Raw genomic sequence first — 13,706 nt, forward strand, 5'->3', positions numbered from 1 at the left:
GATGGCAGGCGTAACCCTTCAGGCAGTAACCAAGTCCTACGATGGCAAAAATCAGATCATTCAGCCGCTGAACGTCACCATCAATGACGGCGAGTTTATGGTGATGGTCGGGCCATCCGGCTGCGGTAAATCGACCCTGCTGCGCATGGTGGCCGGACTGGAGCGCGTTACCTCCGGCGATATCTATATCGACAACCGGCGCGTCACCCAGGAAGAGCCGAAAGATCGCGGCATTGCGATGGTGTTCCAGAACTACGCGCTCTATCCCCACATGTCGGTGGAGGAGAACATGGCCTATGGCCTGAAAATCCGTGGGATGGGCAAAGAGCAGATCCGCCAGCGGGTGCTCGACGCGGCGCGCAGTCTGGAGCTGGATCACCTGCTGATGCGTCGGCCTCGCGAGCTTTCGGGCGGACAGCGCCAGCGCGTCGCGATGGGGCGCGCCATCGTGCGTGAACCGGCGGTGTTTCTGTTCGATGAGCCGCTGTCTAATCTCGACGCCCGCCTGCGGGTGCAGATGCGGCTTGAGCTGCAGCAGCTGCATCGCCGCTTACAGACCACCAGCCTCTATGTGACCCACGATCAGGTCGAAGCGATGACGCTGGCGCAGCGGGTGATGGTGATGAATAAAGGCGTGGTCGAACAGATCGGCACGCCGGTCGACGTGTATGAGCGTCCCGCCAGCCAGTTTGTCGCCTCGTTTATCGGCGCGCCCGCGATGAATCTGCTGAAAGGGCAGATCAGCAGCGATGGTTCGCGCTTTAATCTTGATGCCTCGCATGCACTTCCGCTCAGTGACAGTAAACCGAAATGGGCTAACCAGCCGGTGGTGCTGGGTATCCGGCCAGAGCATATCCAGCTCAGCAGCCGTGAGCAGGGCGGCGTACCGCTACGCGTCGATACGCTGGAGATGCTGGGCGCCGATAATCTGGCACACGGTCGCATTGGGGACACGCCGCTGGTGGTACGCTTAGCCCACAGCGAACGGCCGCAGCCAGGCAGTACGCTGTGGCTGCATCTGCCGTCAGATGCGTTACACTTCTTCGATTCAACCCATGGAAAGCGTCTGGAATGAGCACACAACACTGGCCCTATCCCCGCATCGTTGCCCATCGCGGCGGCGGTAAACTGGCACCGGAAAACACCCTGGCAGCAATTGATGTCGGCGCAAAGTATGGTCATCAGATGATTGAGTTTGATGCCAAGTTATCAATGGATGCGCAGATCTTCCTGCTGCATGACGACACGCTGGACCGCACCAGCAACGGCTGGGGCGTGGCGGGTCAGCTGCCGTGGGAGAAGCTGTCGCAGCTCGATGCGGGCAGCTGGTTTGGTAACGCGTTTACCGGCGAAAAGTTGGCGCGGCTGGATGAGGTGGCGGCACACTGTCGTCAGCATCAGATGATGGCGAACATCGAAATCAAGCCGACCACCGGCAGCGACGCCGAAACCGGACGCGCCGTGGCACAGGCTGCCGCGATTCTGTGGCAGGATCAGACCGCACCGTTACTCTCGTCGTTCTCTTTTGAGGCGCTGGAAGCGGCGATGCAGGTCGAGCCGCAGCTGCCGCGTGGCCTGCTGTCACACAGCTGGGATCCCGAGTGGCAGGAAAAAACGAGCGCGCTGGCGTGCGTGTCCATTCATCTTAATCACAAGGTCCTGACCGCTGAGCGGGTCGCCGAACTGAAAGCAGGCGGACTGAAGATTCTGGTGTATACCGTGAACAGCCCGGATCGGGCGCGGGAATTGCTGAAGTGGGGCGTCGATGCCATCTGTACTGACAGCATCGACATCATTGGCCCCGATTTTCATTAGTTCTGATTCGGATTCTGGTTCTGCTGGCCCGGCTGCGTGGTAATCACCCGCTGCTGGGCGCTGTTGCGCTGCTCCTGCATTTTACGCTGCATGTCCTGCGTCTGACGCTGCTGATCCTGGCGCAGCTTCAGCTGTTGCTGCTGTTGCTGGCTCTGCATCTGCGACTGCATCCGCTGCTGACTCGGGTTATAACCCGGTTTATTCGGATCGTTGGTGCTGTTCAGCGTGTTCGCCTGACTGGCGAAAGGCAGCAGGGCGGCTAAAACAATCATCCACTTTTTCATCTTTCCTCCTTCCTTTATCGCGACAGGTTTTTTGGGTGCACAACGGCGCACACCGATATCAGGGTCGCACCCTAAGTTTACGCGATATCACAGACCTTACTTTCAGATGTATTCCTGATTTGACTTAACCCCGTTTATTTTGCTGTATTTGTAGGCACTTGCAGAAATGATAAAAAAATGTAAATAACAACATGGGATGGTGGCAGGATGAAAATGCAGCAGACAGTGCGTCAGCTTAGCTGGTCGCTGGTGATGAGTTTTACCGTGGTGGCAGGCGCGAACGCCGCGCCTGTTCAGGCTCCGCCGGTCTCCTACGGTGTGGACAGTGATACTTTTCACCCGGTAAAAGCGCAGCACGGCATGGTGGCGTCGGTGGATGCGCTGGCAACCCAGGTGGGCGTGGAAATTCTGCGTCAGGGCGGAAATGCGGTGGATGCCGCGGTCGCCGTGGGCTTTGCGCTGGCCGTGACCCATCCGCAGGCGGGCAACCTGGGCGGAGGCGGTTTTATGCTGCTGCGCACCGCGTCTGGCCGCGCCACCGCTATCGATTTCCGTGAAATGGCACCGGGCCACGCGTCGCGCGACATGTTCCTGGATAAGCAGGGCAACGCCGACAGTAAGCTGTCGCTGACCTCACATCTCGCCTCCGGCACGCCGGGCACCGTCGCCGGACTGGCGCTGGCGGCGCAGAAATATGGCACCCTGCCGCTGAGCACTCTGCTGGCACCGGCGATTAAACTGGCGCGTGACGGTATTCCGGTCAACGATGCGCTGGCAGACGATCTGAAGACCTACGGCAAAGAAGTGCTGATTACCCATCCCAACAGCAAAGCGATTTTCTACAAAGCGGACGGCACGCCGTGGCAGAAGGGCGATCGGCTGGTGCAGAAGAATCTCGCGCACAGTCTGCAACTGATTGCCCGCCAGGGGCCGGATGCCTTTTACAAAGGTGAAATCGCGGATGAGATCGCCGGAGAGATGGCGCAGCACGGCGGGCTGATCAGCAAAGCTGACCTGGCGGCCTATCGTGCGGTCGAGCGTCAGCCCATCAGTGGCACCTATCGTGGCTATGAAGTCTTCTCAATGCCGCCGCCCTCATCCGGTGGCATCCATATCGTGCAGATCCTGAATATCCTGGAGAACTTCGATCTGGCGAAGATGGGCTTTGGCAGCGCTGACGCCATGCAGGTGATGGCGGAGGCGGAAAAATATGCCTACGCGGACCGCTCGGAATATCTCGGCGACCCCGATTTCGTGAAGGTGCCGTGGCAGGCGCTGACCAGTAAAGCCTATGCCAAAACGCTGGCGCAGCAGATCGACGTGGCAAAGGCGCGGCCTTCCAGTGAGATCAAACCCGGCAAGCTCGAACCTTACGAAAGCAACCAGACCACCCATTTCTCGGTGGTGGATAAGCAGGGCAATGCCGTTGCGGTGACCTACACGCTGAACACCTATTTCGGCAGCGGAATTGTGGCGGGCAACAGCGGCATCCTGATGAATAACGAGATGGATGACTTCTCCGCCAAGCCGGGCACACCCAATGTCTACGGGCTGGTGGGCGGGGAAGCGAATGCGGTGCAGCCGGCGAAACGTCCGTTGTCATCGATGTCGCCGACTATCGTCGCTAAAGGTGGCAAAACCTGGCTGGTGACCGGCAGTCCTGGCGGCAGCCGCATTATTACCACGGTGTTGCAGATGGTGGTGAACAGCATTGATTTCGGGATGAACGTGGCGGAAGCCACCAACGCGCCACGCTTCCATCATCAGTGGCTGCCGGATCAGCTGCGGGTGGAGAAGGGCTTCAGCCCTGATACATTGCGTCTGCTGGAAGCTAAAGGCCAGCATGTGAAGGTGCTGCCGTCGATGGGCAGTACGCAGAGCATCATGATTGGGCCGGATGGCATGCTGTATGGTGCTTCGGATCCGCGCAGCATTGATGATTTGAGTGCGGGTTACTGATAGCTGAGAGCCACGTCAGACCTGACTGGCTGTGAGATCGAGCTTGCTCAGGGAGCACGGTCAGATCGGAAAGACGCAAAAGCCGTCATCCCTGACATGCTCGGCCCGCGCCATCCCTGGCGCTGGACGCTTTCCTCTTCTGACCGTGCTCCCTGCGCGTTAAGCTAATAAGTGGCTGCCCGATTCACCGGACTTTAAATTTGTCATCAATCTGAAGGGCACCTCTGGTGCCCTTTCTGCTTTGCCTCGTCAGGCTTTAATCCGCGCCATATAATGCGCGTCGATGAGTTCACCGTGCCGTATGGCGAAACCTCTGGCCGTTCCCTCAATCTCAAAACCGAAACGCTGATAAAGGGCGATGGCTGGGGCATTATCGACGAAGACCGTCAGCTCCATCCGGCTCACCTGTAGCCAGTTGTCGCACAACGAGACCATTTCACGCATGAGTGCAGTGCCGACGCCTCGCTGCCGGTAACGCTCATCCACGCCCATCCCCAGCGAGGCGACGTGACGGCGTCTGGGGCGCGCTACTGCGTCCAGCGCGCACTGGCCAACAACCTCTTCGCCGATGCAGGCCACCAGCAGATGTGAATGGGGCTGTGGCGAAGCGAGTCGGGTCTGCCACATCTGTAGCGATGAGTGAGGCAGATGCAGCGTGCTGGCCTGGGTATCTGGCTGACTGTAAATCCTGTGCAGCGCTGCGGCATCTTCTGGCATGACGTGGCGGACAACTATTTCACTCATGATCGCTCCTTTAGCCCATAAAAACCTTTTAAACATCAAGGTATTCAGATCATTAATCAAGCTAAAAAGTGAAAATGACTTTACAGACGCGAATGATAATGATTATTATTGCCATGCGTTTCCGGGAGGTCGCCCGACAGCCTGGAAAAGCACGACATTGCTCACATTGCTTCCAGTATTATTTCGCCAGCTTAGATGCTGGCTTTTTTTTGCCTACTCTCCTTCAATGCTTTTCAGCCACTCCTGAACGATCATTCAATGAATTTGAACAGAGGAGTGAAGTTTTTCAGCTATCAATCAAACCGCCTCAGGGACACACTATAAAAAACATTGAGGAGATTTGAACATGATCTATGTACGCAAAGCTGAAGAACGCGGTCACGCAAACCATGGCTGGCTGGATAGCTGGCATACCTTCTCTTTCGCCAGCTATCACGATGCGAACTTCATGGGTTTCTCCGCGCTGCGGGTCATTAATGAAGATGTGATCGATGGCGGTCAGGGATTTGGCACCCATCCGCATAAAGATATGGAAATTCTGACCTACGTGCTTTCCGGTACGGTTGAGCATCAGGACAGCATGGGCAACAAAGAGCAGATCCCGGCTGGTGAGTTCCAGATCATGAGCGCCGGCACCGGCGTGCGTCACTCTGAGTACAACGCCAGCGAAAGCGAGCCGTTGCACCTTTATCAGATCTGGATCATTCCTGAGCGTACCGGCATTGAGCCACGCTACGATCAGCGCCGCTTCCCGGATGTGCAGGGACGTCAGCTGGTGTTAAGCCCGGATGCCCGTGAAGGGTCGCTGAAAGTTTATCAGGACATGACCTTATCGCGCTGGGTACTGGCTGCCGGTGAGCAGGATAACGTCGCGATTGATGCGGGACGTCGTATCTGGATTCAGGTCGTGAAAGGTGATGTCACCGTTAACGGCAACGCGGTTACCACCAGCGATGCTCTGGCGATCTGGGACGAAAGCGCGCTGACGATTGAAGCCAGCTCGGCGGCCGAAGTCCTGCTGTTTGATCTGCCACCTGTCTAAGCAGATAACGGGCGCGCCTCGTCGCGCCCGGTTAGGAATTTTGTGACAGAAAAGTGATAGACTCATCGTACTTTAGCTTTCAGGGTGATCCCAGGCGCTACGATGAAGAAGAAAAGACCGGTATTACAGGACGTTGCCGATCGCGTCGGCATTACTAAAATGACCGTCAGCCGTTACCTGCGTAATCCTGAGCAGGTCTCTGTTGCCCTGCGGGACAAGATTGCAGTGGCACTGGATGAGCTGGGTTATATCCCCAATCGCGCCCCCGATATGCTTTCTAACGCTACCAGCCGTGCCATCGGTGTGCTGCTGCCGTCGCTCACCAACCAGGTTTTTGCTGACGTATTGCGCGGCATTGAAGCCGTCACTGACGAAGCCAACTATCAGACGCTGGTCGCCCACTTTGGTTACAACCCGCAAAAAGAGGAGCTGCAACTGCGCTCGCTGCTGGGCTGGAACATCGATGGCGTCATCCTCACCGAACGCACCCACACGCCAGGCACGCTGCGTATGCTGGAAGTGGCCGGTATTCCGGTGATTGAGGTGATGGACAGCGTTACACCCTGCCTGGACATGGCGGTCGGCTTTGATAACGTCGAAGCGGCCCGGCAGATGACGCAGGCGATCCTCAGCAAAGGCCATCGTCACACCGTCTATCTTGGCGCACGCCTTGATGAACGTACGCTGCAAAAGCAGCGCGGTTATGAAATCGCCATGCGCGAAGCGGGTCTGACGCCGCACAGCGTGATGATGGAGGATGCCTCATCATTCAGCGCCGGTGGCGATCTGCTGCGCGAAGCACAACGTCTCTATCCTGAAACGGATAGCCTGTTCTGTACCAATGATGACCTGGCGGTCGGCGCGATGTTTGAGTGTCAGCGCCAGGGATTGCAGGTACCCACTCAGATGGCGATAGCGGGTTTTCACGGCCATGATATCAGTCAGGTCGTCACACCACAGCTGGCGACAGTGCTGACGCCGCGCGACCGCATGGGCCGTGAAGCGGCGGCGATGTTGCTGGCGCGCATTGCCGGTGAGAGCAGTGATGATCCGCTGCGGGATATCGGTTTTGAGATCAGTGAAGGTGGCAGCATCTGATTGTGATGTTTTTATGAGTCAGCTCACACTTTCATGCTTTTCCTGGTAAAAAGGTTGCCAGGCTGTTAACCGGCCAGGAGAATGAGAAACGACATTGTTATCGGTAACATTGGCAAATTCTCACCTGCCGGAGCAGAAAAATGACAACGCAATCCCCGTCGCATCACGTTTTTATCCTGATGGGCGTTTCAGGCAGCGGAAAATCTGCTGTCGCCAACCAGGTCTCTCACCAGCTGAATACCGCTTTTCTTGACGGTGATTTTCTCCACCCGCGCGCCAACATCCTGAAGATGGCCGATGGTCATCCGCTGGATGACAGCGATCGCCAGCCGTGGTTACAGGCGCTGAACGATGCCGCGTTTGCCATGCAGCGTACCCAGGCGATCTCCATCATTGTCTGCTCAGCCCTGAAAAAAAGTTATCGCGACATTCTGCGTCAGGGCAATGACAACCTGCGTTTCGTCTACCTGAAAGGCGATTTCGACACCATCGAAGCCCGCCTGAAGGCGCGTAAAGGCCACTTCTTCAAGCCGCAGATGCTGGTCACCCAGTTTGCCACGCTGGAAGAGCCGGGCAGTGATGAGCCGGATGTCCTGGTCGTGGATATCGCGCATTCACTGGACGAGGTGGTGGCGGCTACGGTTGCGACTATCCAGGACGCTATCAGCCAGGATTAGAGATGAATACCGCAACACTCGTTTTGACCGCAGCAGGCTCCGTCCTGCTGCTGCTTTTTCTGGTGATGAAGGCCCGTATGCACGCCTTTGTCGCGCTGATGTTAGTCTCCATCGGTGCCGGGCTCTTTTCCGGCATGCCACTGAATAAAATCGCGGAAACCATGCAGAAGGGGATGGGCGGCACGCTCGGCTTCCTTGCCATTGTGGTCGCGCTGGGCGCGATGTTCGGCAAAATCCTGCATGAAACCGGCGCCGTGGATCAAATCGCCATCCGGATGCTGAAAACCTTTGGTCAGAGCCGCGCCCATTATGCAATGGGGATTGCCGGTCTGATCTGCGCGCTGCCGCTTTTCTTTGAGGTGGCGGTGGTGCTGTTAATCAGCATCGCGTTTGCGGTGGCGCGGCGAACCGGTGGCAATCTGGTGAAGCTGGTGATCCCGCTGTTTGCCGGTGTGGCCGCGTCGGCGGCGTTCCTGCTGCCCGGACCGGCTCCGATGCTGCTGGCTTCACAGATGCACGCGGACTTTGGCTGGATGATCCTGCTGGGCCTCTGTGCGGCGATCCCGGGCATGCTGATTGCCGGGCCGCTGTTTGGCAACTTCATCGGCAATCACGTTACCTTCAGCGCACCGCCGGAAGATCATCAGCCGGATGTCGATGAGAGCAAGCTGCCGTCGTTTGGCTTCAGCCTCTCACTGATCCTGTTCCCGCTGGTGCTGGTCGGCCTGAAAACCATCGGCGCACGCTTCACGACCGAAGGCACCACGCTGTACGAGTGGCTGGAATTTATCGGCCATCCTTTCACCGCCATTCTGCTGGCGCTGCTGGTGGCGATTTATGGCCTGGCTTACCGTCAGGGTATGGATAAAGAGCGGGTGATGCAGGTGTGCGGCAGCGCGCTGCAACCGGCCGGGATTATCCTGCTGGTGATTGGTGCGGGTGGCGTGTTCAAGCAGGTGCTGGTGGATTCAGGCGTAGGGCCGGTGCTGGGCAATGCGCTGACCGGTGCAGGTCTGCCGATTGCGCTGGCCTGCTTTATCCTGTCGGGCGCGGTGCGGGTGATTCAGGGGTCGGCGACGGTCGCCTGTCTGACCACCGTCGGGCTAATCATGCCGGTGATTGAACCGCTGCATTACAGCGGTGCGCAACTGGCAGCGCTGTCGATCTGCATCGGCGGTGGCTCGATTATTATCAGCCATGTGAACGATGCCGGGTTCTGGCTGTTTGGCCGCTTCACCGGGGCCAGCGAAGCGGAAACGCTGAAGACCTGGACGCTGATGGAGACCATTCTCGGCACTGTGGGCGCAGTTGTTGGAATGATTGCTTTCGAACTGCTTTCCTGACCAACCCGACGGGCTATCTGCCCGTCAGTTTTTTTTCCGCGAGCCGGGGAAGAGTAAAAAAGGGAACAGCAGATAAGGTGCTACTACCAAAAGGACAATGACGCCGCGTGAATAACCAGCGTCATTTATTCTTCTCACCCCGCAGGAAAATAGAGGCAAAATAAACAGCAGCAGCGTGATTAAGCCTATTTCATGCTCTGGCCCGGTAAACCATTGCAGATAACTGCAGAACCAGACCAGCTGAAACAGCAGGAAAATAAAATAGCTCGTCCTTTCTTCACGCCCTTCATAGTTAAACGTGCGCAGCAGACAGCTTTTGATAATCTGCAGCAGCCTGTTCATGCCCATTTTCTTCTTATCAGAGCAAAAACAACCAGCGTGATGGCGGCGGCAAGCAAGTAAACCCAGGCAAAATCAGTGACGTGAACTTGCATCAGTTGTACGTCATTTAACGCCGCTTTCTGGCCCGGGACGGATAATACGGTCAGGCCAGCTAAACAGAGTATATTTGCCAGAAAGAATAGCGCCTGAAAAACTGTTTCTTTAGCCACGGACAGGGTGGCAATTTTTCTGAAACCCCACCAGGCTACCAGATAAACCAGTAGCCAGAGTAACGCGCAGAGTAGCGGGGCAACCAGATAACTGCGCATATCTGTGATCACCCCTGAATGGCCGCTGCTGGCATACTCCAGGACTTCCTGAAGGGAGAAGTAACCTGTTATCAGATAGAGCGCGCCGAATAAAAAGGGTAATAACAACCTCATTGCATTTCCCTCCGGGTTTTCAGACGCTGCATCAGCTGCGGCAGCTCTTTTCCGGGGTCCACCATCACCAGCTGTTTACTTTTTGCATCGTATTTCGCGGCGGCGGTCGGGTCACCTTTACCGCCCTCCGCCATCACAAAGCGTGCATCTGCACGGCCATAAAGGCCGACATGCGGGAAGGGATCGCTGCCAAAGGCCAGCACGTTTCGGCCAGGCAGGGTATATTCTCTGGTCAAAAAATCCGGGATTTTTTTTGAGTCGACGCCTGAGAAAGGCGTAGTGACAAAGCGGGAACCTGCATAATCGAGGGAAAAGCAGGTACTGCTATCGGCTGCATTTTTCTGTACCAAATCCGCGCCAAACAGGATTTTTAAACGCTGCCAGACCGTCGCGCTGTCGGGTTCGATCTTTGTGCCTTCCAGATAAACATCTTGTTTATGATAAAGTTGGTAAACCATTTTGTGAATCTGCATCATGGAGGCGCCAACACCGTGCCAGTTCGGTGCATCCCTGCTGTAAAGCCGCTCAACGATAATAAAGACGCCTGTCCCGGCATAATTTTCGATACTACCCGCCATAGAAATCTCCTTTTTTACAACATTATATTAATATTATTGTTCATTTCAATGTCGTAACTTTGTGATAAACAGGCTGAATTGATGCGGCTGCATGCTTGTCAGTTCAAAAGGACAAAGGCGCGCTTATAACTTCAGATAAGCCCGGATGCCGTCCAGGAACATCTGAGTCGCCAGCATAATCAGTATCAATCCCATCAGGCGTTCCAGCGCATTCACACCCTTATCGCCCAGCAGACGCAGGAACAGACCTGACATCAACAGAATAGCGACCGTTACACCCCAGGCGATCAGCAGCGCACCCACCAGATGCGACATCTGATTCGGATACTGATGCGACAGCAGCATCAAAGTGGCCAGTAGCGATGGCCCGGCCACCAATGGAATCGCCAGCGGCACTAGGAACGGCTCTTCGCCCGCCGGTAAGCCAGAACTGCTGCTTTCGGCCGACGGGAAAATCATCTTGATAGCGATCAGAAACAGGATGATCCCGCCGGAAATCGACACGGTTTCGGTGCGCAGATTTAAAAACGCCAGGATGCGTTCACCGGTAAACAGGAACAGCAGCATGATGATCAGCGCGATCAGCATTTCGCGGATTAGCACCACCCGCCGCCGTTTCGGCTCCAGATGCTTTAAAACCGACATAAAAATCGGCAGATTGCCCAGTGGATCCATAATTAACAACAATAATATTGTTGCCGAAATCATTTCAGTCATCGGTTTTGCGCCATGTTGTTCGCGAAAAAGCGGAGTTATTAGTTACGCTGCTGAAAAAGTTAGCGTAATCGAATTAATTCACTTGCTACCCGGCCTGCATTTTGTAGAGTGAGAGGACACAGGTAAATCCTATTATTACGCAGAGCGGCGTGAAAATAGCACGCGGCTCTCTCCTCTGAAATGAAAAGCAGGTGTAACTGCCTTAGACGGACACGACATGAAGAATGTAGGTTTTGTTGGTTGGCGCGGCATGGTCGGCTCAGTGCTGATGTCCCGCATGAGTGAAGAGCGTGATTTTGATGCAATCAATCCGGTCTTCTTCTCGACGTCGCAGCATGGTCAGGCGGCACCCGCGTTTGCGGGCAAACAGCAGGGCACCCTGCAGGATGCGTTTGATATTGAGGCGCTGCGCGCGCTGGATATCATTATCACCTGCCAGGGCGGCGACTACACCAGTGACGTCTATCCAAAGCTGCGCGCCAGCGGCTGGCAGGGATACTGGATTGATGCGGCCTCCACGCTGCGCATGAAGGATGATGCCATTATCATTCTCGATCCGGTCAACCATGCTGTGATTCGCCAGGGCATTGACCGTGGCATCAAAACCTTCGTCGGCGGAAACTGTACCGTCAGCCTGATGCTGATGTCGCTGGGCGGCCTGTTTGCGCAGGATCTGGTTGAGTGGGCGTCGGTTGCCACCTATCAGGCAGCCTCTGGCGGCGGCGCGCGCCACATGCGCGAACTGCTGACCCAGATGGGCATGCTGCACGATCACGTTGCGCCTGCGCTGCAGAACCCGGCTTCCGCTATCCTCGACATTGAGCGTAGCGTGACCGATTTCACCCGTTCCGGCACCTTACCGACCGATAACTTCGGCGTACCGCTGGCGGGCAGCCTGATTCCTTGGATCGACAAGCAGCTGGAAAACGGTCAGAGCCGCGAAGAGTGGAAAGGCCAGGCGGAGACCAACAAGATCCTCGCCACCTCTAAGGTCATCCCGGTTGATGGGTTATGCGTGCGCGTCGGTGCGCTGCGTTGCCACAGCCAGGCGTTTACGCTGAAGCTGAAACGCGACCTGCCACTGGCTGAAATTGAACAGCTGCTGGCCTCGCACAATGAGTGGGTCAAAGTAGTGCCGAATGATCGCGAGCTGACGATGCGTGAACTGACGCCTGCCGCCGTGACCGGCACCCTGACCACACCGGTTGGCCGTCTGCGTAAGCTGAACATGGGGCCGGAGTACCTTTCCGCCTTCACGGTAGGCGACCAGCTGTTATGGGGCGCTGCCGAACCACTGCGTCGCATGCTGCGGTTGCTGACCAACTAATCAGCAAACATCGCCACAGGGCGGATTGATGATCAATGCCGACCAGGTGGGGAAAATATGATCGGTTAAACGCCTGGTCACTATGTGAAAGCCCGTAATCATTACTCATGATTGCGGGCTTTTTTTAATGTGCGTGCGTGTTATAGATGTATGAGTTTTTACGCGCCCGGCTTGACTGATTTTTGCTATCATCAGGTTGCTGAATTCACCTGCCTGTCTTCGTAAATGCCCGTTTCCGAAGAGGAGATATTAAGGATGCATTTGATTGATGCTGTCATTAATTACTGCTCCCGGAATTGACCGTGTTTATCTGTTAGCTTCCTGTTACGCTCACGGAGGATTTCATATGTATATTCATTGCTTTCCGCCCATTAAATAGCTTCTTGTTGAAGTGAACACTCGAATAAAAGCTTCCCCGTTCCTTCCTCTTCCACCGCATGATGCGACCCTGGAGTCCATCCTTCAGGGCTTTTAACTTTAACTATATGAACTGTAGACATTGTTTTTCCTTTTATATGTTAAAATTAAAACTCCCACCCAGACTATATTCTTATTTTCAAGCTTTCAATTTAGTCAGGGTTATTTTTACTGCTTCGTTTCTAAAGTGTGATGATGTTCAAAATGGAATGGTTTACTGCTTTTTATTATGTTAGCAATCTGTTTTTACAGCGTGAATAAAGTTAAAGAAAGGTTTTGCTGTTACTGGGATAATTGTTTTTCAATTAATAAGGTTTCTAAAATATTTTTTGTATTATAATGGTTGCCCACTGATACTGGCGTACCACTTTACGGTTGCGCCAGTAAGTAAAAAGTCTCAGCGTAATCGTTTTTTGCATTAATCCTTTTCAGCCATGCCTTTCTTTCCGATGCTCTATGCACGAACATTCCAGTCATCGGTATACTGTACATTGCCATCAATATAACGCCATGTAATTTTGTCATACATCATGGATATCGATTCCATATGATTAATTTGCGCATTACCAGAAATTTTAGCGTTTGGCATGCCGGGATTTACACCCGTAACCTTCACTCCCTCAATAGTCATGACAAAGTAACACTCTTCCTGCCCGGCATGGTTGATTCTGTACCAGCGGGTTTCCGCACTTTGCAGTGTCTGACCCGTCGCAACCGCCTTGTACAGATAAGGACTGGAGCTATCAAACTCCTTTTCGATCATCATCGGTGAGTGTGAACGCTTGCCGGTAATCCTGCCGTTAGCGCTGTCGACAGGAATATTAAGCCCATGGCTGAAACCCACAATCTCAATACTGCCTTCGCGATCCCGTACATCAACAGAACCTTTAATATGAGCGCCACCATCATCTTTGAGCCACATGTAAGCAGGAATTGGCATG

The 13,706-nt window shown here is 54.9% G+C and carries 15 protein-coding genes; 8 read left to right on the top strand and 7 right to left on the bottom strand.

Features of this window, described 5'->3' with window-relative positions:
- Position 1: 1 nt before the first annotated feature.
- Both EGO56_RS01660 and ugpQ read left to right on the top strand, forming a co-directional pair.
- Positions 2-1,075 carry a sn-glycerol-3-phosphate import ATP-binding protein UgpC gene (locus EGO56_RS01660; RefSeq protein ID WP_135907544.1) on the top strand — a complete coding sequence of 358 codons (1,074 nt, stop codon included), beginning with the start codon at positions 2-4 and terminating at the stop codon, positions 1,073-1,075.
- The gene (gene ugpQ, locus EGO56_RS01665; protein ID WP_135907545.1) at positions 1,072-1,815 is read left to right on the top strand and encodes a glycerophosphodiester phosphodiesterase; all 744 of its coding nucleotides are present in this window, start codon (positions 1,072-1,074) and stop codon (positions 1,813-1,815) included. Before EGO56_RS01660 ends, ugpQ begins: the two co-directional genes overlap by 4 nt.
- Here the strand turns inward: ugpQ and EGO56_RS01670 are convergent.
- Positions 1,812-2,099: a DUF2756 domain-containing protein gene (locus tag EGO56_RS01670; protein WP_013359335.1), complete on the bottom strand. Its 288-nt coding sequence runs from the start codon at positions 2,097-2,099 to the stop codon at positions 1,812-1,814. The genes ugpQ and EGO56_RS01670 overlap by 4 nt on opposite strands.
- 207 nt (positions 2,100-2,306) lie before the next feature.
- On the opposite strand from EGO56_RS01670, the gene ggt reads away from it, so the two are divergent.
- Positions 2,307-4,058: a gamma-glutamyltransferase gene (ggt, locus tag EGO56_RS01675; RefSeq protein WP_135907546.1), complete on the top strand. Its 1,752-nt coding sequence runs from the start codon at positions 2,307-2,309 to the stop codon at positions 4,056-4,058.
- Between the two features lie 249 nt (positions 4,059-4,307).
- On the opposite strand, the gene EGO56_RS01680 is transcribed toward ggt, so the two are convergent.
- Entirely contained in the window at positions 4,308-4,802 is a 495-nt protein-coding gene (locus tag EGO56_RS01680; RefSeq protein ID WP_135907547.1) for a GNAT family N-acetyltransferase, read from the bottom strand.
- A gap of 346 nt (positions 4,803-5,148) precedes the next feature.
- On the opposite strand from EGO56_RS01680, the gene EGO56_RS01685 reads away from it, so the two are divergent.
- The 4 genes from EGO56_RS01685 (at position 5,149) to gntU (ending at position 8,962) form a co-directional block, all read left to right on the top strand.
- Positions 5,149-5,844, top strand: a complete 696-nt coding sequence (locus EGO56_RS01685) for a pirin family protein (protein WP_013359331.1) — start codon at positions 5,149-5,151, stop codon at positions 5,842-5,844.
- A gap of 102 nt (positions 5,845-5,946) precedes the next feature.
- Positions 5,947-6,942 (top strand): gluconate operon transcriptional repressor GntR, encoded by a 996-nt coding sequence (gene gntR, locus EGO56_RS01690; protein ID WP_013359330.1) that lies wholly within the window; start codon positions 5,947-5,949, stop codon positions 6,940-6,942.
- A gap of 140 nt (positions 6,943-7,082) precedes the next feature.
- Complete coding sequence (gene gntK, locus EGO56_RS01695) at positions 7,083-7,619, top strand: gluconokinase (protein ID WP_033784195.1); 537 nt, start codon at positions 7,083-7,085, stop codon at positions 7,617-7,619.
- A gap of 2 nt (positions 7,620-7,621) precedes the next feature.
- Positions 7,622-8,962, top strand: a complete 1,341-nt coding sequence (gntU, locus tag EGO56_RS01700) for a gluconate transporter (protein WP_008926287.1) — start codon at positions 7,622-7,624, stop codon at positions 8,960-8,962.
- 24 nt (positions 8,963-8,986) lie between these two features.
- Here the strand turns inward: gntU and EGO56_RS01705 are convergent, their stop codons facing one another.
- The 4 genes from EGO56_RS01705 to EGO56_RS01720 form a co-directional block, all read right to left on the bottom strand.
- Positions 8,987-9,304 carry a DUF805 domain-containing protein gene (locus EGO56_RS01705; protein WP_135907548.1) on the bottom strand — a complete coding sequence of 106 codons (318 nt, stop codon included), beginning with the start codon at positions 9,302-9,304 and terminating at the stop codon, positions 8,987-8,989.
- Positions 9,301-9,726, bottom strand: a complete 426-nt coding sequence (locus EGO56_RS01710; protein ID WP_135907549.1) for a hypothetical protein — start codon at positions 9,724-9,726, stop codon at positions 9,301-9,303. Before EGO56_RS01710 ends, EGO56_RS01705 begins: the two co-directional genes overlap by 4 nt.
- On the bottom strand, positions 9,723-10,304 hold the full coding sequence (locus tag EGO56_RS01715; RefSeq protein ID WP_135907550.1) for a hypothetical protein: 582 nt from the start codon (positions 10,302-10,304) through the stop codon (positions 9,723-9,725). The genes EGO56_RS01710 and EGO56_RS01715 overlap by 4 nt, the downstream gene beginning before the upstream one ends.
- A 123-nt stretch (positions 10,305-10,427) precedes the next feature.
- Complete coding sequence (locus EGO56_RS01720; RefSeq protein ID WP_111140387.1) at positions 10,428-11,021, bottom strand: YhgN family NAAT transporter; 594 nt, start codon at positions 11,019-11,021, stop codon at positions 10,428-10,430.
- A 217-nt stretch (positions 11,022-11,238) separates the two neighbouring features.
- On the opposite strand from EGO56_RS01720, the gene asd reads away from it, so the two are divergent.
- Positions 11,239-12,348, top strand: a complete 1,110-nt coding sequence (asd, locus tag EGO56_RS01725) for an aspartate-semialdehyde dehydrogenase (RefSeq protein WP_013359322.1) — start codon at positions 11,239-11,241, stop codon at positions 12,346-12,348.
- Positions 12,349-13,219: 871 nt separating this feature from the next.
- Here the strand turns inward: asd and EGO56_RS01730 are convergent.
- Positions 13,220-13,705 carry an Hcp family type VI secretion system effector gene (locus EGO56_RS01730; protein WP_135907551.1) on the bottom strand — a complete coding sequence of 162 codons (486 nt, stop codon included), beginning with the start codon at positions 13,703-13,705 and terminating at the stop codon, positions 13,220-13,222.
- Position 13,706: the final 1 nt, after the last annotated feature.

The organism is Pantoea vagans (assembly GCF_004792415.1).
Lineage (GTDB): Bacteria > Pseudomonadota > Gammaproteobacteria > Enterobacterales > Enterobacteriaceae > Pantoea > Pantoea vagans.